The organism is Cronobacter universalis NCTC 9529, assembly GCF_001277175.1.
Taxonomy (GTDB): Bacteria; Pseudomonadota; Gammaproteobacteria; order Enterobacterales; family Enterobacteriaceae; genus Cronobacter; species Cronobacter universalis.
On sequence record NZ_CP012257.1, the window covers coordinates 584,080 to 610,478 of the forward strand.

24 protein-coding genes and 3 pseudogenes are annotated in these 26,399 nt (G+C 44.5%); 14 read left to right on the top strand and 13 right to left on the bottom strand.

The window, feature by feature from the left end; genetic code table 11:
• Nucleotides 1–2 precede the first annotated feature (2 nt).
• The gene (locus tag AFK65_RS02720; protein ID WP_000361848.1) at nucleotides 3–416 is read left to right on the top strand and encodes a hypothetical protein; all 414 of its coding nucleotides are present in this window, start codon (nucleotides 3–5) and stop codon (nucleotides 414–416) included.
• Nucleotides 417–474: 58 nt separating this feature from the next.
• Here AFK65_RS02720 and AFK65_RS02725 read toward each other — a convergent pair whose 3' ends face one another.
• From AFK65_RS02725 to AFK65_RS02735, 3 genes are all read right to left on the bottom strand, one after another.
• Nucleotides 475–1,140: a hypothetical protein gene (locus AFK65_RS02725; protein WP_032805165.1), complete on the bottom strand. Its 666-nt coding sequence runs from the start codon at nucleotides 1,138–1,140 to the stop codon at nucleotides 475–477.
• Nucleotides 1,141–1,445: 305 nt separating this feature from the next.
• Nucleotides 1,446–2,762: a relaxase/mobilization nuclease domain-containing protein gene (locus AFK65_RS02730; RefSeq protein ID WP_007705381.1), complete on the bottom strand. Its 1,317-nt coding sequence runs from the start codon at nucleotides 2,760–2,762 to the stop codon at nucleotides 1,446–1,448.
• Nucleotides 2,731–3,168, bottom strand: a complete 438-nt coding sequence (locus tag AFK65_RS02735) for a hypothetical protein (protein WP_007705384.1) — start codon at nucleotides 3,166–3,168, stop codon at nucleotides 2,731–2,733. The genes AFK65_RS02730 and AFK65_RS02735 overlap by 32 nt, the downstream gene beginning before the upstream one ends.
• 484 nt (nucleotides 3,169–3,652) lie before the next feature.
• On the opposite strand from AFK65_RS02735, the gene AFK65_RS02740 reads away from it, so the two are divergent.
• Nucleotides 3,653–4,306 (top strand): hypothetical protein, encoded by a 654-nt coding sequence (locus AFK65_RS02740; protein WP_032805166.1) that lies wholly within the window; start codon nucleotides 3,653–3,655, stop codon nucleotides 4,304–4,306.
• Nucleotides 4,303–5,700, top strand: a complete 1,398-nt coding sequence (locus AFK65_RS02745) for a nucleotide-binding domain-containing protein (protein WP_007705387.1) — start codon at nucleotides 4,303–4,305, stop codon at nucleotides 5,698–5,700. Before AFK65_RS02740 ends, AFK65_RS02745 begins: the two co-directional genes overlap by 4 nt.
• 567 nt (nucleotides 5,701–6,267) lie before the next feature.
• Here the strand turns inward: AFK65_RS02745 and AFK65_RS21695 are convergent.
• Together AFK65_RS21695 and AFK65_RS02755 are read right to left on the bottom strand one after the other, a co-directional pair.
• The gene (locus AFK65_RS21695) at nucleotides 6,268–6,792 is read right to left on the bottom strand and encodes a hypothetical protein (protein WP_144421391.1); all 525 of its coding nucleotides are present in this window, start codon (nucleotides 6,790–6,792) and stop codon (nucleotides 6,268–6,270) included.
• Between the two features lie 158 nt (nucleotides 6,793–6,950).
• Nucleotides 6,951–7,220 (bottom strand): hypothetical protein, encoded by a 270-nt coding sequence (locus AFK65_RS02755; RefSeq protein WP_032805168.1) that lies wholly within the window; start codon nucleotides 7,218–7,220, stop codon nucleotides 6,951–6,953.
• Between the two features lie 268 nt (nucleotides 7,221–7,488).
• Here AFK65_RS02755 and hxsD point away from each other — a divergent pair, with 268 nt between their 5' ends.
• From hxsD to AFK65_RS21700, 7 genes are read left to right on the top strand one after another with little or no spacing between them, the layout of a single operon-like run.
• Nucleotides 7,489–7,761 (top strand): His-Xaa-Ser system protein HxsD, encoded by a 273-nt coding sequence (hxsD, locus tag AFK65_RS02760; RefSeq protein ID WP_000333417.1) that lies wholly within the window; start codon nucleotides 7,489–7,491, stop codon nucleotides 7,759–7,761.
• Entirely contained in the window at nucleotides 7,761–9,149 is a 1,389-nt protein-coding gene (gene hxsB, locus AFK65_RS02765) for a His-Xaa-Ser system radical SAM maturase HxsB (protein WP_007705390.1), read from the top strand. Before hxsD ends, hxsB begins: the two co-directional genes overlap by 1 nt.
• Entirely contained in the window at nucleotides 9,142–10,254 is a 1,113-nt protein-coding gene (gene hxsC, locus AFK65_RS20620; protein WP_007705393.1) for a His-Xaa-Ser system radical SAM maturase HxsC, read from the top strand. The genes hxsB and hxsC overlap by 8 nt, the downstream gene beginning before the upstream one ends.
• Nucleotides 10,251–10,886 (top strand): His-Xaa-Ser repeat protein HxsA, encoded by a 636-nt coding sequence (gene hxsA / locus AFK65_RS20625; protein ID WP_024136428.1) that lies wholly within the window; start codon nucleotides 10,251–10,253, stop codon nucleotides 10,884–10,886. Before hxsC ends, hxsA begins: the two co-directional genes overlap by 4 nt.
• 18 nt (nucleotides 10,887–10,904) lie before the next feature.
• The gene (locus AFK65_RS02775; protein WP_000841452.1) at nucleotides 10,905–11,354 is read left to right on the top strand and encodes a hypothetical protein; all 450 of its coding nucleotides are present in this window, start codon (nucleotides 10,905–10,907) and stop codon (nucleotides 11,352–11,354) included.
• Between the two features lie 47 nt (nucleotides 11,355–11,401).
• Nucleotides 11,402–12,316 carry a hypothetical protein gene (locus AFK65_RS20630; protein WP_226993487.1) on the top strand — a complete coding sequence of 305 codons (915 nt, stop codon included), beginning with the start codon at nucleotides 11,402–11,404 and terminating at the stop codon, nucleotides 12,314–12,316.
• Entirely contained in the window at nucleotides 12,306–13,010 is a 705-nt protein-coding gene (locus AFK65_RS21700; RefSeq protein ID WP_144421392.1) for a hypothetical protein, read from the top strand. The genes AFK65_RS20630 and AFK65_RS21700 overlap by 11 nt, the downstream gene beginning before the upstream one ends.
• A 74-nt stretch (nucleotides 13,011–13,084) precedes the next feature.
• Here the strand turns inward: AFK65_RS21700 and AFK65_RS20635 are convergent, their stop codons facing one another.
• The 3 genes and pseudogenes from AFK65_RS20635 to AFK65_RS02790 form a co-directional block, all read right to left on the bottom strand.
• On the bottom strand, nucleotides 13,085–15,421 hold the full coding sequence (locus AFK65_RS20635; RefSeq protein ID WP_007705409.1) for a UvrD-helicase domain-containing protein: 2,337 nt from the start codon (nucleotides 15,419–15,421) through the stop codon (nucleotides 13,085–13,087).
• A gap of 854 nt (nucleotides 15,422–16,275) precedes the next feature.
• Nucleotides 16,276–17,396 (bottom strand): IS3 family transposase gene (locus AFK65_RS02780; RefSeq protein ID WP_115185090.1). Its coding sequence is split into 2 segments (ribosomal slippage): nucleotides 16,276–17,138 and nucleotides 17,138–17,396, totalling 1,122 coding nucleotides; the frame shifts between segments, so codons are not numbered across the junction.
• Between the two features lie 33 nt (nucleotides 17,397–17,429).
• Nucleotides 17,430–18,017, bottom strand: a pseudogene (locus AFK65_RS02790) (conjugal transfer protein TraG N-terminal domain-containing protein).
• A gap of 52 nt (nucleotides 18,018–18,069) precedes the next feature.
• Between AFK65_RS02790 and AFK65_RS02800 the strand changes: the two are divergent.
• Nucleotides 18,070–19,214 (top strand): annotated as a pseudogene (locus AFK65_RS02800) (IS3 family transposase); the annotation flags it as partial.
• A gap of 18 nt (nucleotides 19,215–19,232) precedes the next feature.
• Here AFK65_RS02800 and AFK65_RS22170 read toward each other — a convergent pair.
• Nucleotides 19,233–19,346 (bottom strand): annotated as a pseudogene (locus AFK65_RS22170) (MarR family transcriptional regulator); the annotation flags it as partial.
• Between the two features lie 175 nt (nucleotides 19,347–19,521).
• Here AFK65_RS22170 and AFK65_RS02805 point away from each other — a divergent pair.
• Entirely contained in the window at nucleotides 19,522–20,016 is a 495-nt protein-coding gene (locus AFK65_RS02805; RefSeq protein ID WP_007705421.1) for a DUF2569 domain-containing protein, read from the top strand.
• A gap of 7 nt (nucleotides 20,017–20,023) precedes the next feature.
• Here the strand turns inward: AFK65_RS02805 and AFK65_RS02810 are convergent, their stop codons facing one another.
• Both AFK65_RS02810 and AFK65_RS02815 read right to left on the bottom strand, forming a co-directional pair.
• Nucleotides 20,024–21,289 (bottom strand): DUF445 domain-containing protein, encoded by a 1,266-nt coding sequence (locus AFK65_RS02810; RefSeq protein ID WP_007705426.1) that lies wholly within the window; start codon nucleotides 21,287–21,289, stop codon nucleotides 20,024–20,026.
• Nucleotides 21,290–21,342: 53 nt separating this feature from the next.
• Nucleotides 21,343–22,761 carry an aminotransferase-like domain-containing protein gene (locus tag AFK65_RS02815; RefSeq protein ID WP_032805169.1) on the bottom strand — a complete coding sequence of 473 codons (1,419 nt, stop codon included), beginning with the start codon at nucleotides 22,759–22,761 and terminating at the stop codon, nucleotides 21,343–21,345.
• 176 nt (nucleotides 22,762–22,937) lie between these two features.
• On the opposite strand from AFK65_RS02815, the gene AFK65_RS20645 reads away from it, so the two are divergent.
• A complete protein-coding gene (locus AFK65_RS20645) occupies nucleotides 22,938–23,102 on the top strand; it encodes a DUF1127 domain-containing protein (RefSeq protein WP_004387107.1) in 165 nt (54 codons plus the stop codon).
• Between the two features lie 34 nt (nucleotides 23,103–23,136).
• Here AFK65_RS20645 and symE read toward each other — a convergent pair whose 3' ends face one another.
• Both symE and AFK65_RS02825 read right to left on the bottom strand, forming a co-directional pair.
• Nucleotides 23,137–23,493 carry an endoribonuclease SymE gene (gene symE / locus AFK65_RS02820; protein WP_038858134.1) on the bottom strand — a complete coding sequence of 119 codons (357 nt, stop codon included), beginning with the start codon at nucleotides 23,491–23,493 and terminating at the stop codon, nucleotides 23,137–23,139.
• A gap of 137 nt (nucleotides 23,494–23,630) precedes the next feature.
• On the bottom strand, nucleotides 23,631–24,740 hold the full coding sequence (locus tag AFK65_RS02825) for an ABC transporter ATP-binding protein (RefSeq protein ID WP_007705431.1): 1,110 nt from the start codon (nucleotides 24,738–24,740) through the stop codon (nucleotides 23,631–23,633).
• A gap of 359 nt (nucleotides 24,741–25,099) precedes the next feature.
• Between AFK65_RS02825 and AFK65_RS02830 the strand changes: the two genes are divergently transcribed.
• The gene (locus AFK65_RS02830) at nucleotides 25,100–26,323 is read left to right on the top strand and encodes an extracellular solute-binding protein (RefSeq protein WP_038858133.1); all 1,224 of its coding nucleotides are present in this window, start codon (nucleotides 25,100–25,102) and stop codon (nucleotides 26,321–26,323) included.
• Nucleotides 26,324–26,399: the final 76 nt, after the last annotated feature.

The window sequence follows — 26,399 nt, forward strand, 5'->3', positions numbered from 1 at the left end:
TTATGGATAAAACAAATATTAACTTAATGGAAAGGTATCTACTTCTGCTTGATCGATTCGTTGATAAACTCGCTGAGTCTGGTTTCTCAGAGCAACGAATTATAGAACAATCATATCTTTTTTGTGCAGGATTTTATATCAAATACCAAAGTGGTATCGAAAAAATGACCTTCTCCAACAGGGAGGTTGTTTTAACCTTTCTGCTACTTTCATATTATAGTCATATAAATAAACTGGATGATGATTTGATCAACAAAGAGCGTATGAAAAATGTATGTTCTTCATTGATTAACTTTATAGTCAGTAATGGTAGCCGAACAGAGAAAGTCTATGCTAATGAGAAAAGGAAATATGAAGCTTCGACCCTAAAAAGATCGTTATCCATCAAAGAGAAGAAAAGAAAATATGGATTGTGATTATTTTAAAAGCCCGTAGTAGGGATCTACGGGCTAACTCTTTGTTGCTTATTATTTTTTATTTTTTTACTAAATCGATAAGATTTGTGATTTCATGATCAAATCTAGCGCTTCTTCTTTTAATCCATTTGATACAAACAAAGCTTCCGATCCTTGATAGGAAATATGTGAGCCACATATACTTGTGCTCATCCCAAACATATCCATCTTTAAAGCCCCAAGGCAATGTGAGAAATGAAATAAGTGCAGCAGCACAAAGTAAAATGAAAACAATAGAGAATAGTTTCGAAACAGGCATTGCTCTGTAATACGATGCTGTAGAAGCATTATGGAACAGCATTGTCAGAAAAGCGGGGATGACAACTTTTTGCCTGTTTAAGTTTACTTCATGTTCTCCCGTGTTCTTATTAACGATAAGTGCATCTTTATACACGTTATACGAACCATCCTCACTATATTGGCGAAGCTCGTATTTATAAATAGTGTGTGAACTTCTGAAGGGGATACCATAGTCGGAAATCTGCTTCTCATCCCCAGCGTCGGTTTTTACCCAGATCTGATTATTGCTTGGGTTGGAATTAATGACAGTGCCAGAGAAAGTCTTAACAAACGTGTAAGTTTCACCAAACAGATCAATTTTTGGGGCTGTAATCTCGGCTTTCCGACGATCAGAAAGACCAACGTTGACTTCTTCATTGCGGCGTTTCGTGGTGGAGATGCTCATACAAGTTCCTTTGTGTTAGATGTTAAATTCATATTCGATGTATGAAGAAATCAGGGACTACAGATGAGATGGTATCTGCCATTTCAAAACCTGCATGTTAGTTGAATACGTAAATAGGCTAGTTAAATCAGTTTGTTATATTCTTTGGTGTGAAATCACATTTTGACTGGGTTTACAGGAAAGGCAAATCACTTGTACCGATCGATTAAAGATTAATGATAGATATTGGCTATCAACACTAGATTATCGATCGGTATAAACGATCAACTCATTGGTCTATACCTATCAAAAAAGGCTTGCCAGCCCTACATTGAAAGCGAAGCTCTGTACGATTTATGTGGTGCTTCAATGGCAGTTTTGGGGGGTGATGATGTTATCTCTATCATTCTCACGCTAGTGATGGTTTTGTGTTTTCGAGGACGTTTGAGGGTTGGGATTTTGAGGTTTTTCAACATACGATAAATTACATCTAGGTAGGGGATGTATTCCAACCACCTGAACGCTGACACGGCATCGCTTCGCTTGGGCGCTACTTTTAACGCTTCGGTTGCAAACGCTTCTTGAGCACCAGCACCTGCTTCTAAGTGAATCGGTTTGACTGAAGCGTTAGTGTATTCGTCCTGACCAGCACTGTTATCATGGATAAGCGCTGCTATGGGGCTGTTAGCTTCCGTTGTTGTGATTTCATGTGGATGTGTTGCTATGGCACTATCAGGCGCTTCGCTAACCGATGCCTTACTGACTGAGGGCATTTTCAATGCAAACAGGAAAGCATTGTCGCGTTCCGGCTGGTAATCTAGCCTGTTTTGTAAGGCAGACCAGGAATAACCTTTACCTAACTGCGAAGCTTTGAAAGCAATGCCCTGATATTCGAATGAAAACCCATTCATTTTCCCTGTTGAGGCAATATTCGGAAGCGCTTTGATATTGTTGGCGGCAAGCTGCACCACAAAATCAGTGGTGGATGGTTTATCGACAAGTAATGCTTCCAGGGCTTCCTGAACAACCGATTTGGGTGTTAGCTCTCCTTTATACTTCTCCATCATCGCTTCGTTACGCGATAGCTTTTTAGGCTTCGGTATTGCGATTATCGGTTTTTGGGGCGGGGATTTTCTGGATAGCGAAGCTGGGGATGGTGATGCTACCGATTCTGGCCCTTTGGTTTTGGTCAGATGGTGATCTATTTCTAACTGTTGGATGATACGGGTGCTGATGAGGTTTTCATTTTTGCCCAAGTAAAGACTTCTATTGGATAGATCTATACGACTGGCAATAATGTGGATGTGCTGGCCGGCCGCATCATCATGAAGGACATAGCATCTGAGGTGCGTTTCAGAGAAGCCCATTCGGGACATGTAATCATCAGCAATCCCTGACCACTGAGCATCTGTCAGCGCTTCGTTTTTGGGCAAGCGAAGCGAATTGTGCCAGACTGGTTTAGCAACATCCGTGCGAAGCGTTTTAGTCGCATTGAATTCTGCAATCAACTCTCCGACATCGCTTCCATCCATGTTCCCGCCAATTACTATCGGATCTTTTTTATGATGAGAAGCTGGTGTTAATGCGTAAAGCACGACCCCTGCGAAGCTCTTACCCCTGCGGATTTTTTGCATTCCCTTCATGGGAAGCTCTCCACAGGTCAGCGGTAATTAAATGCAAGCGAAGCTCTGAGACCTGACGCTTTACGGCGAAGAGTTCAGTTTGCGTCAGAGAGCTTTCATAGCTCTTGCTATCAAGATGAGCCACGAGCTTGTTTAGCTTCTGCGAAATCTCACCAAGGGTTTTCCAGGCTTCAAAATTGATGGCTGGAACGACAGCAGGAAGTTTATTAAGTAAAGACAAGCGAAGCCACTCGCCTTTACGATGACGGCCACGTCTCTCATTGAGAAGCGTCAGCTCTTCATCATTTAATCTGACACTGATGCAATGAGAACGAAGCTGGTTGTGTGAGAGCTTCGCTTCGCTAACGCTTCCATTACGGGAATGCTTACTTACAACGATCTTATTAAAAGTATTACTTTCGACCATATGAACTCCTTTTCATATAATTAAATAAAAGCATATTCCTTATGCTTAATTTATTTATATGATAGATGCGAATAATGTCAATGCAGTGTCTTGATTTTGCTTTTAATTTTTTCCAACCGAAGGGCGGAAAAACAAGGGGAACTCGAAGAAGCAGCGTAGCGCTTCGATGAGTTAGCCCTTGCTTTTAATTAGTATCCGAAAAGTTATTTAACTTCAAAAAATATAACTAACAATCAAAAACAATAGGTATATATTATTTCTTTATATATAAATATGATTATATTCAATTTAGTTATTAATTCTAAGTTGTGAGTCTTGTTTGCTTGTGTAACTATATGATTTTAATTGGTTATATTAATAAGGGTTAACGAGGAAATATATTGACATATTTTCCGCTAAGCTATAAGTTAATATAAATTATCTCATATATTTTCATGTCAATCGTCAATCGATTTCGGCAATTTTACAAAAGCGACTGAATATAATGGACAAAGACAAAATTGATTTGATTATTAAGTCATTAACAAGAACTGATAGCTATTTGAACTATGCAAATACTAAATCTACCATATTGCTAACATTGGCATCAGCCATATTGACGATCGTTGGAGTTAATCTGTCAAAGGTGCTTCCTGAAAAACTTTATGAATTAAGTTATTTATCGTTGTTTTTCTGTATGTTATTTTTAGTAGTAGGAGTTTTATTGAATGTTGCTTCTATTATCAAGTCATTAGGTTCAATAGCACCATTTATTAAGGCAAGCGAAAAGGAGAACAATTTCTCGTTTGTGGATATTGTTCATTACTACAAAGATGGGATTGACTATTTCAATAAGTTATCTGAGACAAAATATTTAGATTTAGGGCAACAACTAGCAATTCTGAATTACACTTTGTCCAATGGGTTAATAAAAAAATACAATGGGCAAAAAAGATCAATTTTATATTTGAAATTATCCCTCGTTTCCTTTTTTATATCGATATCAATCCCTTGGGTAGAATTATCTTTTGGGTTATTCAAGAATGAAGAGAATAGTGTGATAGTCTTAAGCCTTATCATTATTTTCCTTTTGTTGATTATTGTATTCATGGTATGTGTCATTTATTACTTGCTGCTTATAGGAAGAAAAACAAAATGAGTATTAAGAATTTATATAAAAATTTAAACTCTGACATGGAAAGTATAGCTAAAAGAAATAAGAGTGATAGTTATAATTTTTTCACAAAAAAATCCTTCGACTCTGCTGGGATGGAAAATTTAGAACCAGTGTGGGAAGATGCAAATGACATTTCTTTGGAAAGTTTTAATAAAACATTGTATGAAAGTGTGAATTCGGAAAGTGCCGTCGTAAGAAATGGTATTACGCCACTAAGAGATTATGACGCTGTCCGTGGGCTAAGAGAAGCTTTTGGTAAGCCTGATCGAGAGGAAGAGCCTGCGATTGGAACACATCCTGACTTTAAAAATTTGGAGACAAATAATATAACGCAATTTGGGTATGTGGTTACCATGTTTATGGATATTATAGGCTCGACTAAACTTGGTCTTTCATATAGTCCATCTGATGTTTTTCTTTTTAAAAACAATATCATTAGCGGTTTTATTGAGACTATCAATGCATTTGATGGACATGTGCATAGAATTATGGGAGATGCTGTTATGGCTTTCTTCCGAAGCAATGAAAATGAAAACCTTAATACATTAGAAAATAGTGCTATTGATGCTATTAACTGCGCAGCATACTTTATTGAGGTAATGAATGAAATCGTTGTTCCACAAATTAAAGAAGTCGCTGATGAGAATATTGGTATTAGAATTGGCATAGATATCGGTGAAAGTGATTATGTGTTGTGGGGGAACTATGGTATCCCTGGCATTAATGAAGTAACTGCTACATCATTCTATGTAGATATAGCATCTAAATTACAGCACAAGGCACCCAAAAATTCTATAATGCTTGGGGAAAGTTTAGTTAATAAATTAGGGCTTACTATTAAGGATTATCTGGATTACAAAATAAAAAATAACGAACCAGATAGATATGTTATTGATTACACCTCTAAAAATAAAGAAAGATTGCGATATCGTCAATATTTACTTAATCAGGAAAAATACTTTTCACTTCTTCCTCATGGTATTATATCCTCCCGTATAAAAATTGAAATCACATATAGTAGCGACGAGTTTGGTTTTTCAAATAAAAAAACTTATAAAAGTTGCGGCTCTGTAATTCCAAAAAATAAATGGGTTAAGTTTCATGCTATTTTTTCTGAGGGTTATGGAGAGAACTATGATTCGCTTAAATTCAAGTTTCGTGTTGTAAATAATGGAATTGAAGCCAGTAAAAAGCACGACTATGACAATCATGAAACTGAAATAATAAAAAAAGCTCACGAGAAAGAAGATGGGGTATTTCATGCTATTCACAAAGAAAGAACTTCATACAAGGGACTTCATCTTATGTATGTTTCTGTGATCTCTAACGGAAGAGTGATTGAGAAAGAGGTTCCTTGTAGTATATTTATACAGTAATTATGATGGTGTTTACAAATACAACAAAATAATATTTCCAAATAAAAAATGTAAGTTTTGTTTGAAATTGAATCCCATATATATCCAAGAAATGTTAATCTTGAAGTTTCTTGGATATATTCTATAAAGAACGATATAATCCCATTGTTTATTGTCATATATTCAATCAAGTAAGTATATATTTCATTTAATCTACTATCCAATATTGAAATTCTATAGCTGTTTGGATGTTAATGTGATGTCATGAAAATAAATTTGAAAACTTATTTATTAGATGCTATTAATCATGAGGTGAAATAATTATTGAAGAGGTGGTGTTATGAATGTAATAAAAGATGTTTGGACTATTGTGATTAATTTTAAATATATAATAATCACTGTTGTGTTATATTCCGTGGCGTGTCTATATGGCTTGATAATAAACTTTTCTGATACGGCTAACTTGCCAATGAAAGCTTTATTTGGAACTATTTCTTTTTCATTGATTATGTTCTTGCCGATACTTTATAAATGGATCTACATATCGGCAAGAAAATTAATTAATAATTTTGATGATTAATCATTGGTCTAATTGTGCTTAGGGTCTCTTTTCGAGTTTGGATATATAGTAACAATTGTTTTGGTAAGGGAACAAACACCTATATAGCTAAGGATTATAATTGAAGTAATATTATTATTTAGTACTATGGAGTCAAAATAACTACCTCCAAGAGGTTTAGATATTGCCACAATTGATACAATTGCTACTGATGCCGTCAAGCCAATGTCGCATACCTTATTTATAACGGCTCTCATTTCTGGAAGCCAGTAATAAATCATGGAAAGTACTATTGATATAACTATTGGTGGGAAAAATAAGAATGTCGGTGAGAGGGTTTGTGAGATTGTTATTTTAACAAGATATACTGTTGAACATAATATCACTAAAAATATTATAAAAAAAGTAATTACAGAGCTAATCAAGAACCTTTTAACCGACATTCCTAAAATAACGTTCGGTTTTATTTCTTCGGTTTTTACCTTTTGAGAGGGGGTGTTATTATTTTCTGGATTTTTAGGGTAGATATTTTTCACTTGCGTAATATCCTTCATAATATTTCCTTTCCTGACACTATTTCAATTAGTCGTAAATGAATTTATAGCATAATCGCCCAGTTTAACCTAGTCTGCCGCAGACCATGTAAGCATCCTAATAGTCGATAGGATATAGTTCATAGGTCTAACAAATTTTAACCTTATATATCAATTAGTTAATTAACAATGGAAAGTGCTGATGTATCATTCGCTTGTAGTTTCTGATTTCTGTTTGCGTTCATAAAAATTGCACCCATACTTATCTTCGCATAAGAAGTTAAATTTTCATCCTCACCCCCACCAGCTCTCATCTTTCTAGGTTGCTCAAGGTATTGAAAGTGGGTGTAGGCTTCCTTGACATCAATGATGTCAAGGTTACTGGCCAACGCTTCTTCGAATAAGTCAGTATAGAATCCTTTCGCATTGTGATTGCTGAAGGCATACATCTCATACTATGAGCCACTAACAACTCTTTGAAACCCGTGCGTTTTAACGTCATGTTAGCTTCTTAGCTGTTTGCCGGTGCAAGCTGCATATGAGAATCAGAAAGCATTATTGATTATCATAGGATAAGCAGCATCATTTTTCGGAATCGCCATTCAGATGCTAACATCTTGTAACATATTTATTAAATGGTGTATCCTCATTTCTATAGGAAAAATCCGCTTTAAAGCGGTTGCTGATTGTGATTATTAGTTTTGTGAGGCAATGGCAATGTGCGAAAGGACGTTAAAAAAAGATGTTTATTCTGAATGGGTTATACGCAATAGCCTGTACTGGATGACTTCGCTTACTCAGTGGAAACTTTGTGAAGATATATCCTCCTGGACAATCTCTTTTGAAAACGATGGTCCCGAATGCCTCTACGAATTCGAGAGGCTGCTGAATGATTATGCTTTGCGAGAAAAACTACAGCATAAAACGGGGGCGTTGAGAGATTCTATTGTCCATAAAGTGCTTCGCAGTGTCGATGAAAGGCTTTCGTGATGGAATTGATGCCATTCAATTTTGACAGATTGCCTAATGGACAGGTGTTTATAAGCAACCTCGCTGGTTTTCATCACTTCATTGATGAGCAAGAGCTGCTTGATCTTTCTGATGAGCAAATCAGTGCGGAACAATCAAACGCACTTGAAAGCAAGCTGTTCATAACCAACGAAAGCTCATCAGCTATTGCTCCCTATGCTTTAAGTTCTGCTTTTGCAAAACGATTGATGAATGAACTGGCGATCAGGCCAATTTTCATGATTGTGCCCACATTACGTTGCGACCATACCTGCAAGTATTGTCAGGTCAGTAGAGCTTCAGTGAACGCCTCTGGTTATGATTTAGATCCCGCTCTCATCCCTGATATCATTTCTACTATCAAAAAACTATCAACTCCACCTTACAAGATAGAGATACAGGGTGGAGAGCCACTCTTGCGGTTCGATTTAATTCAGTCTATCTATGAGCAATGTGCTGAAACGCTGGGAAGCACCGATTTTGAGATGGTGGTAGCATCAAGCCTGTCTGTCTTGAATGAGGATATGCTTGAATGGTCGAGAGATAGGAACATAACGTTCTCTGTTTCGCTTGATGGTGAGGAAGTTGTTCACAACAGTAATCGAATTCTTGGTCATGGGCTTGCGTACAGTAGAACAGTGTCAGGGGTAGAGGCTATCAAACGGTCTTTAGGCGCTGGTCGCGTTGCAACGGTTACTACAGTTACTAAAGATCTCATTAGGCATCCTGAATCGATTGTCAAGGCTCACTTGTCTCTTGGCATCAAGGACATGTTTATCCGACCTGTCAGTCCCTATGGGTTTGCACAAAAAGCATCGTTCACATTTTCTATGGAGGAATACTTCAGTTTCTATGCCTCGTTGATAGATGAAATTCTCAAGATGAATAATGAAGGGATAAGGGTTGTGGAACATTCGGCCTCCATTCATCTGAAAAGGATCTTCAATCCCGGCTTTAGTGGTTATGCGGATTTAAAGTCGCCAAGCGGGGTCGTGCTTAACAGTATTCTTTTCAATTATGACGGTCGAGTATATGGTAGCGATGAGAGCCGTATGTTGCAGAAGGTGAACCCTGAAACGGAGTTCAGTGCGGGTGAGGTTAAAACGCTATCATTTTCTAAGAGTCCTTATTATAACGCAGTGTTGAGTTCATCGTTCAATTGTGCTCTGCCGGGTTGTGATACATGTGCATATCAACCATTTTGCGGTGCAGATCCATGCCAGAACATAAGTGTACAGGGTGAGCCTGTCGGTGATAGGAGTCGTTCAACGTTTTGTCAGTATCACAAGGGGATGTTCAGGTATCTGATGAACTGCATCTCAGAAGGTGGTCCGAAGGCTGAGATGCTAAAAGGATGGGCATATGTCTGAGGTTATCAGGAACGATATCTTTCATTTTGCTTCAAAAAAGAATGTGCCCACAGGGTTCTATCGGTTATGCAAACAAAAACCAGTGAACCCTTTATTCTTTTTGCCCAATTTGCTGGTAGTTGCTGAAAGCAATAATGATGCCATTCTACCATGCTTTGATTACTCTGTTATTAGCACTGAATTATTTGAGTCAATTGAAGATGGAGATATTGGGGTAATTAACAATGGCAATATGATCCGCGTTATTCTGTCCCGCAGAGCCAATCATAATACTGTCTTATTAACGGAACGCTGCAATAACTTGTGTCTCTTTTGTTCGCAGCCACCAAAGAAATCAAATGATGACTGGCTACTTACCCAATCAGCTCTTGCTATCGCTTCATTTGGGTTGAATGGAGTAGTTGGGGTCAGCGGTGGTGAACCTTTGCTGTATGGAGATGATTTCCTTAACTTCATTGATTTTATCATCGAGAATTCACCAGATACTGCTTTGCATGTTTTAACAAATGGACGCAAATTTGCTGATACCAACTTTACTCATGAAATGGCAAAGCGAAGTAAAAAGATAAAAATCACCTTTGGTATACCGCTCTACTCATCAAGACCACTTGTGCATGATCATTTGGTAGGAAGTAATGGCGCATTTAATGAAACGGTTAAGGGGTTAATCAATGCAGGGAACTCAGGGATTAATATCGAACTTAGAGTTATTCCGACACTGGCTAACTATACGGAATTGGATGACATCGTAGAGTTCGTTGGCCGTGTTTTCTCCAACATCAATCAGATTTCCCTTATGGGGTTGGAATCTATCGGTTGGGCGCGAAAAAACTGGTCAACAATCTTCATTGAACACAGCAGCTATAGTGAGAAAATAACCTCCGCTATAGACGCTGCACACAGGTCAGGTATACCTCTAACAATTTTTAATTATCCTTTGTGTCATCTTCCTGAAAGAGCCTGGGAGCTTGCTGCTCAGTCGATCTCTGATTGGAAAAATTACTATCCTAAAGAATGTGATGAATGCACTCAGAAGTCTTCCTGTGCTGGTTATTTCAGTTCTTCAACGGGCCGTTTTCATCAACCACCGAGACCAATTTTATGAAAAAATTTAATTTTGCTGCTCTACTTCCGGGGTTTTTGGCACTCAATAATTCTGTATGGGCAAGTGATTCATCTACCGGAGCAAGTGATTTGCCTGGTATGACTCTTAATGAACATGATTTAGTGATAGCCCCACTTAACACCGAAGTTCCATTCTACATTGCAGGGCATCGCAGTCATAGCTCCCATCGGAGCCATAGTTCTCACCGTTCATCATCAGGTGGCGGGTACTATGGTGGCAGCACTCCCTATTATCCAAAAACATACAGCTCACCAAGTTCATCTGGGTCTTCAAGTTCAGGAACAAGTTCCTCATCGTCCTCTTCCTCTGTGCGTTCGCTTCGTTCTAACGACAATATTAACTCTACTACTACGAATTCAGTTGGAACTACAGAAGCTAACCGTGCAAGTAATGGGCTTACTTCTGCTACAGAGAAGCGTAAGCGCTTAATCATGCGTGTTCAGTTCGCATTGCTGGACAAGGGATTTTACAATGGGAATATTGACGGCATAATGGGACCATCTACGAGGCAGTCTGTGAAAAATTACCGTATTGCGAACGGATTACCTATTCCTGCAACTGAAACACTCGACACTCAACTTTTGAATTCTTTAAATATTTTGGCTCGTTAAATCTCAATGGAGCATAAAATGAAAAGTAATAATTTGGCTTTACCGTTTTTGGCTCGATTCGCTACCGAGAGAACAGAGGGGGAAAACATTCCCGGTTGGTACTCGTATGAGCAAGATCTTTGGGTAGTTGAAGAGGACAGTAAAGAAATCCCAATAATCTCTAAATATACTCTTACACAGACAGTAACTAAAACTAAAGTAAGGCAAGAAAGCGATGATGATTCATCAGTTTCTATGCTTGAATTAACCACTAAAACAGAGGCTCAACTAGAAAGGGATGATTCCGATTTAAGTATGAACCACCTATTAGAGTTAATGACCAAAACAGATACAATCCAAGAACGAGACGATGATAACTGGTGTGCAGGAAATATTCTGGAGTTATCTATTAAAACGTTTGTTTCAGTAGAAAGAGATGAGGATTTCTCTATGCATACTTATGATCACCAAAGGGAAGGTTTAATTTAATGATATTGTTGGTGACTAATAAGCGCGATATAACTATGGATTATATCGTGGTTGAGTTAAAAAAACGAGGCATCAAGTACTTCCGTCTTAATACAGAAGACTTGCCAAGATCATACTGTTCTATGTCAGATTCATCATTTATGGATTGGAGTATATCTATTAATGGAAATACAATAAAAGGTATCGATGTTAAAGCCGCCTACTTTCGTAGACCTGGGAATCCCGAAGTTCCTGCCTCAATAACTGATCTTGGTATTGCTGATTACATTCAGGGAGAATGGAATAGTTTCCTTAAGAGTCTTTATTCGCGACTTGATTCTTTTTGGTTTTGCTCGCCTACTAATATAATTTTAGCTGAAGATAAACCAAAGCAACTGGTCGTTGCCAAACGTTTGGGTTTTAATATTCCAGAGTCAACCATCACTAATTCATTTGAAGAAATAAAAAGTTGTAGCAATAGCTTTCAAATGATCGCTAAGCCTTTACGACAAGCTCTATTTATAAATAATGATGCTGAAAGTATCATTTTTACCAACAGATTAGGTCAACTAGATGAGACTGATTCGAGTTCACTTTCTTTGGTACCTATTATAGTTCAGCATGAGATAATAAAAAAGTTTGATGTTAGAGTAACAGTAGTTGGGAAAAGAGTTTTTTCTGTTGCAATTTACTCCCAAAGCCATAAAGAAACAGAGGTAGACTGGCGCAAGGGGTCTCGAATTGACTTAAAACATAAACCTTTAGAGCTACCTACATCATTGAGTTCTAAGTGTATAGATCTAGTCGAATCACTTAATCTTCGATTTGGGGCAATAGATTTTATTTGCGACGAAGATGATGTTTTTTGGTTTTTAGAAATTAATCCTAACGGTCAATGGGCATGGATAGAAAACCAGACAGGTCTTCCTATTGCTAGTTCTATAGTCGATGAACTTATGAGGATCGGTAGATATGAGTTTTGAAGATATCAGAGAATTCTTTTGGCCAGTTTTAGTTGAACTGAATAGTGAAGAAATAAGACAAGATCAAGAAAAGCTGGATAATGATATCTTAATTATTAAAAATACTGACTGGACAAATGAAAGTGAACTAGCCCTTGATGAGGCAAAAAAACTCAATGAATTAGAAAATCAAAGAAGAGTAGGAGCTGAGAGTAAAGCTGCAATATATTTAACAGCTATTACTGCTCTTGCTCCAGTATTAGTCTCGTTAGTTCCCGGTATTATTAGTAGTGGTGGAAATAATGCCTTTGTGGATTTTTTGTCATTTGCAATTTTTGTGTATGCACTTTCTAATTTGCTTAGAGCTGCATTATGGGCTTTTAATACCTTAAAAGTTTCAGCTTCCAATAGAATCGACACGATAGATTTAGTTAGAATTTGGGGGGGAGCCGGAGATGCATACAAAAAAAATTTAGTTGTTGAAAATCTTTGTGCTGTTCGAAAAAATAGAGATGGAGTAAATCGTAAGGTAACATGTATTAAAATGACGCATGAACTTCTCCTTAGAACATTTCTTGCGTTTGTTTTACTCTTATTGTTACAAACATCGATGTCATTTATTCCTAATATCAGCATTGCCAATCAGGTCTCTTCAACTACATGTAATGATAAACAGGATATTGTTCAACATCCTGTTAATATTTATAGAATATAGTAAAATTGAACGATACGAATCTAAATGCTGAATCTATCAATAGAAATAGAGAGGGCTAGAAACCCTCTCATTCCTTACCGAAAATGAGAGAATGCCCCATCACTTCCTTTTGGTGCAAACCAGAATACTCTTTTTATCCCTCGTGTTATAGCTACATATGCCAAACGATATGACTCATCGATCATAGCTTGATCATAACTATATTTGAAGTAGGGAATCTGTTTATAAACTTCATTTCTTAAAATGTGTCCTATATGAGCTTTACTATCATCAAAGATCACACATACTTCCCCCTGCAAACCTTTAGCTTTATGGATCGTTAAAAAATTTATTCCTTTAATACTGCCATATCTTTCTATATAAAGATCTCTTATTTCTTTAAGTGTATTATTAGTTCGACTCAAAACTATAATATGAGTTTTATCTTTATGTTTTTGATTTTTTACCATATTTAATTGTTCATAAATTAGCTGAATTGCTTTATTTTTCCATGAATTATCATCTTTTTTATCATCATACCCATAACAATAGACACCATGCTCATCACCATCAGGTTTTCGGCATGATATAGATTCTTTTATGATTTTCCCTTTAACTAAAGCCATCATTTTTTCAGCATCATTAAGAATCGCAGCATCCGAACGATAGTTTTCCATCATAAAAACTGTCTTATGTTTTCCCAATGATTTATGCACAGGGAAAAAATCTGAAAAATTCATGAAAATATCAGGAGAACTGCCTCTCCATGAATATATTGATTGCCAATCATCACCAATAGCCATTATCGTAGGCCTTCGACTTAAAATTGCATTTTCTTTATGTATTTCCCTTAACCAATTAGCTATTTGAGGTGAAATGTCCTGGAATTCATCTACTAATAGATTTTCAAATCTGACATATTTATTTTTGAATAAATCACGTCTTTGCTGCAACACTAACTCATCTGAAAACATTATGAACATTCGATTGAAAGTCATTATGTTATTTTTATGGATAGTCTCTTCAAATAATGGCCAGAATAAAGCCAAAGCCTTGGCGAAATAATACTCAATACCCTTTTCTCGAAAAAGCGTAATATTAGATATTGTCGTAACAACTTCTTTGCCAAGACTTTCAATAAAAGAGCCTTGGTCATATAAAAGTTCAAGTATATTTGTTGAGTTTAACTCACCATGCAACTTGATTGAAAAATTGCTAGGGGATTCGCCAGTTTTAAATGTTCTCAGAAAGTTATTTACTGAGTTTAGTTTGTCATTGCTATTTATAAATATAGAAATTCTATTATTGTATCCAGCAACTATTTTGTTTTTTATAGATATTGCAGTACTTAAAAGTACTTTTTTCTTGGGATCGGTTTCATGAGGATCAAAAGAGTCATTCCCATCAAATAATTTCTTACTCCCAATATTACCTGATAAAAAAACCGGCATTTTATTATGTTCAACATACCCATTAGCATAAAAAATATTTCCATTAACATGAAAGCACTTTACGGGACCAGGCACAATTCCCTCTATAGGCCATTTCCCATCTTTAGACCATAGATCATTAATTTTTTTTGTTAGAGCAAGGTCTCTCTCTGCTGCATAATTAATTAACCAACTTCTTTGCTCTTTTTCATCGGATGAAGAGGATGATGTTATTGAAAAATCAACAAGCTTATCAATACAAATTTTGAATTCCTTGTTATTATTATATAACTCGGTGTAAACGCTTTTCAAAATGTCTATTTGCTCATTATTTTTTTTGCCTAATGATATTTCCAAGGCAGACTCATTCTCATTTTTATGTTCGCCTAAAAAATCGAAAACACTTATTCCTGGCATTGAGTTCAATGAAAACCTATATATAAGAGAGTGGAATGTGCTGACGAGTGAATTAACAGATTCTTTATCATACCCTTCATCCCAAAAAGTAAATGCTTTATTTAACTTTTCACTTAACTCCTCACATGATTTTTTTGTAAATGATATTACTGTAATTTTATTTAATGGAATCCTTAAATAAAAATGCATAAACACTACGCGAAGAATTAGTGTTGTTGATTTACCTGAGCCAGCACCAGCAACAACGCAAGTCGCTGGATGATCTGAAAAAATCATTTCCCACTGAGAGGGGGAAGGTGAACTTATAATTCCAGCTTTAGTTGCAACTCTTACTTTTTCAATCATGAGTTGCTCTAATTCTCTCGTAACGCCAATATTTTCTGGTCCATAAATCGAGTTGTCAATAGCGGACATCGAGAACGTATCGATTTCGCGACGAATGTGATATTTTAACACACCATCATCATGACCTTTACGATAACCCTTATCTTTCCCCTGAGAATATCCTTTCTTGTACGAACGCTGAATTATTATTTTTATTTTTTTATAAAAGAACTTTACGAATATTCTGTCAGTTAATTTCATGTATATCCTTTATCTTAGTAAATATGTTTGAATATTTAGATAGAATAATATTTGTTGTGTGCAGTGTAAACGATTTTAAGTGTAAGAGGGCTTCAATGTTAGGTTATAATCATGGCAGGTAGAATTATATGTGAAAATGAAGCTCCTATCTTTATGGCAGGGGGCACTAACCCATTGCGATTTTACTAAGATCGTTTCAAAAAGTGCATACTTGATGAAAATTGACCTTGATACTTGGTTTGAACCTGGTGGATTATAGTAAACAGGTGCGCGTGATGGTATCAATGATGGTATCATACCCATTGTGGTAATTTTTAATGTCTTAAGATCATGAGGATAGTAGTGATGTGCGAGTCCGGCCTTCGGCACCAAGTCACTAAATTCCTTACAATACAGCTAGTTAGAAGATTAAATCTGTCTCTTTTGCCTGTAAGAAATGCTCTGTTATGTCCCTTGAAAAAGCCGCTGTGGTTGATAGTGGTAATTGGGATGTTAACTCATAGCGGCGTGTAGTTCCAAGCGTCAAACACGTACTGACTCAACTTGAAAGCTATGACGTAGCCACCGTCTCTAAACAATCCCAAAAACTTTTAGTGAAGCGCATTTTAGCCCGATGCCCCCGTTCTGTCGCCGTCGCGAGACGCCGCAGGGGATAAACAGGTTTATGGTGGTCACGGTACTTGCAGACCATATGCAAGCTCTGCCAGCGGTTCGGCCTCGCTCCCCTTGGGTACATGGTCATCCTGATAAGCCTCACTAACTGACATAACTGTGATGTAGTCGCCAGAGGCTCCGCTTGTTGTCTTACCACCAACGGGGCTTTATTGACCTGCCCCCAGGATTAGATACAACCTTCAGTTAGTAATGTCAGTTGGTTTTTCTTCAAATTTCCCGTTTCGCCAGCCCGCTGCAAATTCAGCCGGCGTGAGGTAATTCAGCGATGAATGTGGTCGACACTCGTTATAATCCTGCCGCCAGTCATTAATTATTTCCCGGGCATGTAGAATATCGCTGAACCAGTGCTCATTCAGGCATTCATCCCGAAAGCGGCCATTGAAACTCTCAATAAATCCGTTTTGCGTTGGCTTGCCCGGCTGGATTAAGCGCAACTCAACACCATGTTCAAAGGCCCATTGATCGAGCGCGCGGCAGGTGAACTCCGGGCCCTGATCGGTTCTTATCGTTGCAGGATAGCCACGAAACAGCGCAATGCTGTCCAGAATACGTGTCACCTGAACGCCTGTAATCCCGAATGCCGTGGTGATCGTCAGACACTCCTTCGTGAAATCATCCACGCAGGTCAGGCACTTCATCCTGCGGCCGCTGGCAAGTGCATCCATGACAAAATCCATCGACCATGTCAGGTTCGGCGCATCCGGGCGAAGAAGCGGAAGCCGCTCAGTCGCCAGTCCCTTGCGGCGTCGCCTGCGTTTTACACTCAGGCCGTTGAGATGATAGATGCGGTATACCCGCTTGTGGTTGACGTGAAGGCCCTCCCGACGCAGTAGCTGCCAGATGCGCCGGTAACCAAAGCGGCGGCGCTCAAGTGCCAGCTCTGTGATGCGTAGAGACAGCTGCGCGTCAGCAGCCGGACGCTGAGCCGGGTAACGGCAGGTCGACAGGGACAAACCTGCCAGCCTGCAGGCACGACGTTGCGACAGACTTGCGGCCTCACACATGACTTCCACGGCTTCCCGCTTCTGGTCTGTCGTCAGAACTTTCGGCCAAGAGCTACCTGAAGCGCCTCCTTATCCAGCATGGCTTCAGCGAGCAGCTTCTTGAGGCGGGCGTTCTCCTCTTCAAGCGACTTGAGCCGCTTCACTTCGGGAACTTCCATGCCACCAAACTTCTTGCGCCAGGTGTAAAAGGTAGCGTCTGAAATAGCATGCTTACGGCAGAGTTCCCGGGCTGAAACCCCGGCTTCGGCCTCGCGGAGAATACTGATGATCTGTTCGTCGGAAAAACGCTTCTTCATGGGGATGTCCTCATGTGGCTTATGAAGACATTACTAACATCGCGGTGTGTTAATCAACGGGGAGCAGGTCACCATCACCATATTGACGATCAAATCATCTGAAGTGTTCTGTAAGCCGTACAGGTTGAAATGCGAAGCTCCGTTCTCACTATAAATTATCTCCATCAGCCAGCTATCCAGCCAGCGAGCTAGCTCCCACCAGAAGGTAAGAAAGAACAGGGCGAACTGCACAAAGCTCAGTGTGATGACAGTTTTAATCTCCTATGCCGAAAATAGCAGGACTACTGGTATCAAAATGACCAGCGCCATTTCGAGGAAGGCTCGTACCATTGGCAGCGCTTGGCGCACGCTGTCGAAAGCAGGGAATAAAGCGAGGCTGGAAACCGACATTCCAGCGATACTTCCCAACCGACTTAACGCTTGCGATGCATTCAAGTTATCTCCCGCACTCCCACCAAACCCGTTGTACACCAGCCCGCCCTGTGACACCTGCATATTGCGTGGGCTCACCAGTGAGCGCAGTACCGCTTCTTCATACTCGTCTTTCGACTGCCCCAGTTTTTGTAGTTGCTGCCAGAGCGTGGTATCGACCTGCTTTAATAGGCGGTTTTGAATCGCCACGGGTTTAACAGATACCTCAGGGTCATTTAAGATGGCTTAAAGAGAGGTGTCCATGAGCGGTAAGTGTTATCCAGAAGAGTTTAAAACTGAAGCAGTCAAACAGGTTGTTGATCGTGGTCATTCTGTTTCCAGCGTTGCAATACGTCTCGATATCACCACCCATAGCCTTTACGCCTGGATAAAGAAGTGCGGTCCGGATTCTTCCACTAATAATGAACAGACAGATGCTCAGGCAGAGATCCGCCGTTTTCAGAAAGAGCTGAAGCGGGTTACCGACGAACGGGACATATTAAAAAAAGCCGCGGCGTACTTCGCAAAGCTGTCCGACTGAGGTACGCCTTTATCCGTGACAACACCTTTTGCTGGCCTGTTCGCTTACTCTGTCGGGTTCTGGATGTCCATCCTGGTGGATTTTATTTTGGGCTTCAGCCGCCGCATTCACAACGCCATCAGGCAGACCTGAGACTGACAGGACAGATTAAACAGTTCTGGCTAGAATCGGGACGCGTCTATGGTTATCGCAAGATCCATCTCGATCTGCGGGACAACGGGCAACAGTGCGGAGTCAACAGAGTCTGGCGACTGATGAAGCGTGCCGGAATAAAAGCTCAGGTTGGGTACCGTGGCCCACGGGCACGTAAAGGCGAAGCCAGCATCGTTGCACCCAATAGGCTCCAGCGGCAGTTCAATCCAGACTCGCCGGATGTGAGTTGGGTGACGGACATAACCTACATCCGAACTCACGAAGGCTGGCTGTATCTGGCCGTGGTGGTTGACCTGTTCTCCCGAAAAGTTATCGGCTGGTCAATGCAACCCCGCATGACGAAAGAGATTGTCCTGAACGCATTACTTATGGCGGTGTGGAGGCGTAATCCTCAAAAACAGGTACTGGTTCACTCTGATCAGGGCAGTCAGTACACGAGCCATGAGTGGCAGTCGTTCCTGAAATCACACGGTCTTGAAAGAAGCATGAGTCGTCGCGGTAACTGCCACGACAACGCGGTGGCGGAGAGCTTTTTCCAGCTACTGAAACGCGAACGGATTAAGAAAAAGATCTACGGAGCGAGAAACGAAGCCAGAAGCGATATTTTTGATTACATCGAAATGTTTTATAACAGTAAGCGTCGGTATGGTTCGAGCGAACAGATGCCACCGGCTGGATATGAAAACCTATATTATCAACGGTTCAGAAGTGTCTGGATTATCCGTGGCGATAAACCCTTCAATGCCGCGTATCGCAAGCGTGCGATCCAGCATTATCCACGTCCAGTCGGTCTCTTTTTCAGCCATGACTCTCAGGACATTAAGTTCCGTATGGGTTATTTTCATTTCAGTGCGTCCGGATGCAATAAAACACGCTCTTTAACACTGCGCGACGTCAGACCATTAATCCATTCACTGATCAATCCCCTTCGCCACGCCCTCCGCTTGCGTTATGCTGCCTGTGATATCTCATCATTACTTCGCCATTTTTTAATTTAAGTGAAATTAACAGGGAAAGAAAATGAAGTGCATCCAGTGCAATGAAAATGAGCCGAACAAAGAGTCGGGGTTATGTCACGCTTGCGAAAAAGCGGAAGCCAGTAAAATTAACGGGTTACTGTATTTGCCAGCTGCCGGGCTTATTTTCAGCCTGATCTTTCTGCCGGTGGAGTTTTTTGATCTGGTCAGTGCGATAAGCGCGTACTTCAGCCGCTCGGGCATTATTACGTGGTATGCCGCAGGCGCGGTGGTGCTGTTAGTGGCGCTTATTGGCATCACGGCGTATGCGAGCTGGCATTTCTTCCAGCGTAAGCGGCACACGCCCCGCGCGATGGTTATCTACTATCTGGCAGGGGTGGTAAGCGCGCTGTGGTTCGCCGTACTGCCGGTGAGCCTGTTTGGCGCGAGCTGGGATAACAGCAGCATTCGCAGCGTCCTGTCGGCGTTTATCGGCGTCACATGCTGGCTCCCGTACTTTTTAAAATCCCGGCGCATCGAGCAGGTGTTTGTACGGTAATAACGGCTCAGAGCAGGCGGGGTATCTGCGATAACAGATACAGCACCAGCCCGATGGTGCCGCCGACCAGCGTGCCGTTGATGCGGATAAACTGTAAGTCTTTGCCGATGTTGAGCTCTATCTGCTGCGACATCTCGCGCGCGTCCCAGCTTTTTACCGTGTCGCTGATGTGGCGCGTCAGGAATGTGGCGAACTCGGGCGCGACGGTGGTCGCGGCCTGTTCAAGATGTTCGTTGAACGAGGCGCGCAGGGCGCTGTCGGCCATCAGCGATTCGCCGAACCACTGCCCGGCATCGGCGATCCGCTGGCGGGTGCGGGAATCCTCCGCCTGCATGTCGTTCTTCAGCCAGCCGCGCACGTCGCCCCACAGCTCCGCCAGGTAGCGGTTAAACGCCTCGTCCTCTTTCAGGTATGCCTTAATGCCGTCGGCGCGCTCGGCCATCTCCGGGTCGCTTTTCAGCTTCTCGATGAAATCCACGGTGATGCGGTCAAAGGCCAGGCGCAGCTGGTGCGCCTGGTCGTGGCTGATGTCGTCGAGCATGGAATTGACGGCGCTGGAGACCAGCTCGGCGCTGTGTTCGCCGAGCCACTCGGTAGGCAGAATTTTCGCTTTCCGCGGGTGCTCGGTCTTCAGCCAGTGGACAATCTGGCGGGCGATAAAATCGCGCGTGCTCTGCTTCTGCACCAGGCGAATCAGCCTGCCGATAAGCGCATCCAGCAGCACCTGATGACGGTTGTTTTTGGTCATGCTCTCCAGCATCAGCGCGCTGGTCTGGGTGAGATCGACCTTATCAATCGCCTTATGCACCGCGCGCTTTAGTAAACCCTGAATGCGGCTATCGTCGGTGAGTTCCAGAAAACCGCTCATCACCTGCACCAGGTTCTGGCCCACGCGCTGCGCGTTGGCGGGCTGGCTGAGCCACTGGCCGAGCAACTGCGCTGGTTCGTGGCGACGGATCAGCGCGACCAGCGAGTCGGTATCGAGGAATTTCTCCTGCACAAACTGCCCGAGGTTTTCGCCGATGCGGTCTTTTTTCCGGGGAATAATCGCGGTGTGGCGCGAGATAAAAGGAATAGGCACCCGGCGAAACAGCGCCACCACGGCGAACCAGTCCGCCAGCGCGCCCACCATCGCGGCTTCCGCGATAGCCTTAACGCCGCTTACCCAGAAATCGGGCGGCAAAAACAGCGTAGTGACAAAAGTGGCCGCCGCCGTCAGCAGCAGGCCGAGCGCCAGACGCTTGGCGCGCTTTAATTCAGCTAATTTTTCCATGCGTTAAGCATATAACCCATGCGGCGGTTGCGACAGGGGATAACTCCGGAGTCTCAGCTCTCTTCCATGGCGTGATGCAGCGCTTCGCCAATCTGTTGCAGCGCCTCACGGTAATGCTCGCTGGCAGGCAGCGCGCAGTTGATGCGCAGGCAGTTGCGGTATTTGCCCGAGGCGGAAAAGAGCGAGCCGGGGGCGACACGAATTTCCAGGCGCGTTAACTGGCGCGCCACGCAGACAATATCGACGCTCTCCGGCAGCTCTATCCAGAGCATAAACCCGCCTTTAGGGCGCGTGACGCAGATACCGCACGGGAAATATTCACGCACCCAGCAGGTGTAGGTCTCCATCTGGCGCTGATAGTGCTGGCGCATCCGGCGCAGGTGGCGGTGATAGTGGCCGTCGCGGATAAATGCCGCTACCGCGAGCTGCGTGGCGGGCACGTTGGTGCCGCTGGCGGCGTATTTCATCTGCAGCACGCGCTCGTGGTAACGCCCCGGCGCTATCCAGCCCACCCGCAGGCCGGGGGCGAGGGTTTTCGTCACTGAGCTGCACAGTATGACGCGCCCGTCGATATCCCAGGATTTTATGGTTCGGGGGCGCGGGTACTCGGTCGCCAGCTCGCCGTAGATATCGTCTTCAAAAATGATAATGTCGTGGCGCTGAGCCAGCGCCAGCACCGCGCGCTTGCGGGCATCGGGCATAATAAAGCCGAGCGGGTTATTGCAGTTCGGCACCAGGATGACGCCTTTAATCGGCCACTGTTCCAGCGCCAGCTCAAGCGCTTCGACGCTGATGCCGGTCTGCGAATCGGTCGGGATCTCAATGGCTTTGATATCGAGACTTCGCAGCAGCTGCATGGTGCCGTAGTAGCAGGGCGATTCCACGGCGACGATATCGCCGGGCTTGCAGACAGCGAGCAGAGCGACAGAGAGCGCATTATGGCAGCCACTGGTGATAATCAGCTCGTCAGCGCTGATGTTCGCGCCGCCATCCAGCATCAGGCGGGCTATCTGCTGGCGCAGTTCCGGGCGGCCCGCCAGGTCGTCATAGCTAAAGACATCCAGCTGATTGTGTTGCACTACACGGCTCATCTCGCGCCAGAGCGGTTTAAGCGTAGGGTGGGTGATATCCGGCGCGCCGCCGCCAAATGTGGTCAGGCTTTTATTGCCGCGCCCGTCAAGGAGCGTCATTACTTCATCCCATTGCGTCACTTCGACCGGGCGCTGTACCGGGCGCGTCATCGCAGGCACCGGTGGCTGCATTTTACGCGGCGCGACAAAATACCCCGAGCGCGGGCGCGGCACGATGAGCTGCTGATTCTCCAGCACCAGATACGCCTGCTGCACGGTGCTGATGCTGACGCCATGCTCCTGGCTCAGGCTGCGTACCGACGGCAGTTTTTCACCGTGGCGATAAAGGCCCTGTTCAATACGCTCCGCCAGCAGGCAGGCGAGGTGCTGATAACGCGTCATGCTGTATGCTCCCTTGATACAGTACAGATCACAAAACCGGTACAGATAACGGCACAATACGCCTTTCAGCCGCGTATGTCGCGCTTCTGTATGGCTAACAAATAGATTTTGTGAATCTGTATTGTTGCGGGCGATCCCGGCCATCATAAGGCTCAGCCTGACACAGGAGAGCGACGATGGAATTTCACGAGAACCGACCCCGCAGACCGTTTATTGGCTTCATACTGATCTGGCGCGCCTGGAAAGCCTGGCGGCTGCGCGCGCAAACCCGAAAAGTGCTCAGCAGAATGAACGAGGCGCAGCTGCGCGATGTCGGGCTGCGACGCGACGATACGTATTAAACCCCGGCGCGGGCGGTATGTTGCCCGCGCGCATTCACACCCGCTTTTTACGCTTGCCGGCGATCACCTCGATAAACTCCTGCACCTGCTGTTGCTTGCGCACCGACAGCTTGCAGACGCGGCGCAGGGATTTCAGCAGCGGCGGATCTTCCGGCTCCGGCGCGCGCGCCGTGATGACAATACAGCCAGGCATCACCCGCACGTCCGCATCGGTGCCGGTAGGGAAACCGGCTTCCTCCAGCCATTTGCCGCGACGCGTCAGCGCGGCCAGGTTCACGCCGTCATGAAAACGGCTGGCGTAGCTCACGCGGATGCGGCGCGGCTCGGTCAGCGCGGCGGGCGCGGGGAGCGCCTCGGGTAAAACTTCAGGGAGCACGGATAACATCGACATAGTTCCTCCTTAAACGGCAGCAAAGCCAGCCTGCAAAATACTGGTATTATATACAGTAATAGAGGGAGGGGATCTTTGTGAAATCCGAAAAGCGGCGGGAAAATCGTCGGCCCGCCCTGGGCCGACGCAGGAGAAAATTAATGCGCGTGCGGGACGTCGGTTTCGGCGCTGATGCGCAGGCCGTCGGCGTCAAACACCATACAGTCGCGCGGGTTAAAGCCCACTTCCACCGCCTGCCACGGGCTGAAATGCACGTCGCCCGGCAGGAGAATTTTCATGTTGTCATGCCCGTAACACTGGCCAAACAGATAGGTGTTGTTGCCAAGGCGCTCCACCACTTCGCAGTTAAAGGTTAATGAGACTCCCGTCTGCGCGCCGGTGGAGAGATGCTCCGGGCGAATGCCCAGCGTCACCGCATCGCCTTGCTTCAGCGGCGCGGTGTGAATGGCCAGCCGCAGCGTTTTGCCCTGCGAGAGCGTGACGTCCAGCGCGCCTTCTTCCCAGCGCGCTACGGTGGCTGGCAGGAAATTCATCTTCGGCGAGCCGATAAACCCGGCCACGAATTTATTCACCGGGTTGTAGTAAAGCGCCATCGGCGAGCCCATCTGCTCTACTTTGCCGTAGTTCATCACCACGATTTTATCGGCGAGCGTCATCGCCTCAATCTGATCGTGAGTGACATAGACCATCGTGGTTTTCAGCTCCTGGTGGAGCCTCGCGATATGCAGGCGCATCTCAACGCGCAGTTCGGCGTCAAGGTTGGAGAGCGGTTCGTCGAACATAAACACCTGCGGGTTACGCACAATGGCGCGGCCAATTGCCACGCGCTGGCGCTGGCCGCCGGAGAGCTGTTTGGGTTTGCGGTCCAAAAGGTGCGAGAGTTGCAGCGTTTTCGCCACCATCTCCACCTGATGACGGATCTGATCTTTCGGCACTTTATTGACCTTCAGCCCATAGCCCATGTTCTCCGCCACCGTCATGTGCGGGTAGAGCGCGTAGGACTGAAAAACCATCGCCACGCCGCGGTGCGCGGGCGCGACGTCGTTCATCACCTCATCGCCGATCAGCACCTCGCCGTCGCTCACCTCTTCAAGGCCCGCGATCATGCGCAGCAGCGTGGACTTTCCGCAGCCGGACGGCCCGACGAACACCGCAAATTCGCCGTCGGCAATATCGAGATTGATATTGTGCAGGGTTTCGGTTTTCCCGAACCGTTTGGTGACATTCCTCAGTCTTATGCTGGACATCAGGGTTCCTCGAAAGTGTAAGCCGTGGTGGCCGCGGGCGTTTCTGACGGGCGCTGAACCTTATTTTGTATTACGTGTAACAATTCAGCGGAGTGATACGCAACGGCTTTAAATCAGTGCCATGACTATAACTTCCCCGGATTTCGCCCCCTATCGCCGGTTTTCATTTCTGTAACGACGATCACACAACGCACAGTTTTTTGTAGAGTTATCAGGGTTGGCAGCGTAGCGTATAACAAAATGAAAACTCGCTGAGTGGCCTTTTGCAGGCTGCGTGGTTACAGCGATTGAGTTTTAACGCAGAAGTGAAGCACTTAATAAAAACGACATAATTGTTATACCTTCACATGAGGTTGATAATGAAAAAGAACATCCTTACCGCCCTGGTTCTCTCCGCTCTGATGGTCAGCGCTGGCGCCAGCGCGGCGACCCGACAGCTTAACGTGTGGGAAGACATTAAAAAATCCGCCGGAATTAAGGATGCCGTGGCGGCATTTGAAAAGCAGTACGACGTGAAAGTGAACATGCAGGAGATGCCGTTCGCCCAGCAGCTGGAAAAACTGCGTCTCGACGGCCCGGCGGGGATCGGCCCGGATGTGCTGGTGATCCCAAACGATCAGCTGGGCGGCGCGGTGGTGCAGGGCCTATTAACGCCGCTGACGCTCGATAAAAAGCAGACCGACGCCTTTACGCCGTCTTCCATCGCGGCCTTCCGTATGGATAACGCGCAGTACGGCGTGCCGAAAGCCGTCGAAACGCTGGTGCTTATCTATAACAAAGATCTGGTGGAAAAGCCGTTCGACAGCCTCCAGGCCTGGTATGACTTCTCCAAACAACAGCGCGCGAAAAACCAGTACGGCCTGCTCGCCAAGTTTGACCAGATTTACTACAGCTGGGGCGCCATCGGCCCGATGGGCGGCTACATCTTCGGGAAAAACGACAAAGGCGGGTTTAACGCCACCGACGTGGGCCTGAACAAGCCCGGCGCGGTGGAAGCCGTCACCTTCCTGAAAAAATTCTATGCCGACGGCGTCTTTCCGGCGGGGATCATCGGCGATAACGGCCTGAACGCTATCGATTCGCTGTTTACCGAGAAGAAAGCGGCGGCGGTGATTAACGGCCCGTGGGCGTTCCAGCCTTACGAAGCCGCAGGCATTAACTACGGCGTGGCGCCGCTGCCGACGCTGCCGGACGGCAAACCGATGAGCTCGTTCCTCGGCGTGAAGGGCTACGTGGTCTCCACCTGGAGCAAAGACAAAGCCCTGGCGCAGCAGTTTATTGAGTTCATCAACCAGCCGCAGTATGTGAAAACGCGCTACATCGCGACCCGCGAGATCCCGCCGCTGGTGGCGCTGATGGACGATCCGGTGATTAAAGGCGACCAGAAAGCGAGTGCGGTGGCCGTACAGTCGGCGCGCGCCAGCGCGATGCCGGGCATTCCTGAAATGGGCGAAGTGTGGGCACCTGCTAACGCGGCGCTGGAGCTGAGCGTCACCGGCAAGCAGGAGCCGAAAACCGCGCTCGATAACGCGGTGAAACAGATAACCATGCAGATCGAAGCGATGCAGGCCAGTAATCAGTAAGACGTACCCGGCGGCGTCTGGGGCGTCGCCGGATGAACCGTTAAAAGCGGGAGGGGCGCCTCCCGTTTTCAGAAGG

Coding starts and splice junctions, on each gene's coding strand:
- AFK65_RS02725 (WP_032805165.1), bottom strand. CDS start 1,140: ATGAGCATCTCCACCACGAAACGCCGCAATGAAGAAGTCAACGTTGGT.
- hxsB (WP_007705390.1), top strand. CDS start 7,761: ATGGAATTGATGCCATTCAATTTTGACAGATTGCCTAATGGACAGGTG.
- AFK65_RS02805 (WP_007705421.1), top strand. CDS start 19,522: ATGAAGTGCATCCAGTGCAATGAAAATGAGCCGAACAAAGAGTCGGGG.
- AFK65_RS20645 (WP_004387107.1), top strand. CDS start 22,938: ATGGAATTTCACGAGAACCGACCCCGCAGACCGTTTATTGGCTTCATA.
- hxsC (WP_007705393.1), top strand. CDS start 9,142: ATGTCTGAGGTTATCAGGAACGATATCTTTCATTTTGCTTCAAAAAAG.
- symE (WP_038858134.1), bottom strand. CDS start 23,493: ATGTCGATGTTATCCGTGCTCCCTGAAGTTTTACCCGAGGCGCTCCCC.
- AFK65_RS02815 (WP_032805169.1), bottom strand. CDS start 22,761: ATGACGCGTTATCAGCACCTCGCCTGCCTGCTGGCGGAGCGTATTGAA.
- hxsD (WP_000333417.1), top strand. CDS start 7,489: ATGTGCGAAAGGACGTTAAAAAAAGATGTTTATTCTGAATGGGTTATA.
- AFK65_RS02740 (WP_032805166.1), top strand. CDS start 3,653: ATGGACAAAGACAAAATTGATTTGATTATTAAGTCATTAACAAGAACT.
- AFK65_RS02745 (WP_007705387.1), top strand. CDS start 4,303: ATGAGTATTAAGAATTTATATAAAAATTTAAACTCTGACATGGAAAGT.
- AFK65_RS21700 (WP_144421392.1), top strand. CDS start 12,306: ATGAGTTTTGAAGATATCAGAGAATTCTTTTGGCCAGTTTTAGTTGAA.
- AFK65_RS02825 (WP_007705431.1), bottom strand. CDS start 24,740: ATGTCCAGCATAAGACTGAGGAATGTCACCAAACGGTTCGGGAAAACC.
- AFK65_RS21695 (WP_144421391.1), bottom strand. CDS start 6,792: ATGAAGGATATTACGCAAGTGAAAAATATCTACCCTAAAAATCCAGAA.
- AFK65_RS02830 (WP_038858133.1), top strand. CDS start 25,100: ATGAAAAAGAACATCCTTACCGCCCTGGTTCTCTCCGCTCTGATGGTC.
- hxsA (WP_024136428.1), top strand. CDS start 10,251: ATGAAAAAATTTAATTTTGCTGCTCTACTTCCGGGGTTTTTGGCACTC.
- AFK65_RS02810 (WP_007705426.1), bottom strand. CDS start 21,289: ATGGAAAAATTAGCTGAATTAAAGCGCGCCAAGCGTCTGGCGCTCGGC.
- AFK65_RS02720 (WP_000361848.1), top strand. CDS start 3: ATGGATAAAACAAATATTAACTTAATGGAAAGGTATCTACTTCTGCTT.
- AFK65_RS02775 (WP_000841452.1), top strand. CDS start 10,905: ATGAAAAGTAATAATTTGGCTTTACCGTTTTTGGCTCGATTCGCTACC.
- AFK65_RS02755 (WP_032805168.1), bottom strand. CDS start 7,220: ATGTATGCCTTCAGCAATCACAATGCGAAAGGATTCTATACTGACTTA.
- AFK65_RS20635 (WP_007705409.1), bottom strand. CDS start 15,421: ATGAAATTAACTGACAGAATATTCGTAAAGTTCTTTTATAAAAAAATA.
- AFK65_RS02730 (WP_007705381.1), bottom strand. CDS start 2,762: ATGAAGGGAATGCAAAAAATCCGCAGGGGTAAGAGCTTCGCAGGGGTC.
- AFK65_RS02735 (WP_007705384.1), bottom strand. CDS start 3,168: ATGGTCGAAAGTAATACTTTTAATAAGATCGTTGTAAGTAAGCATTCC.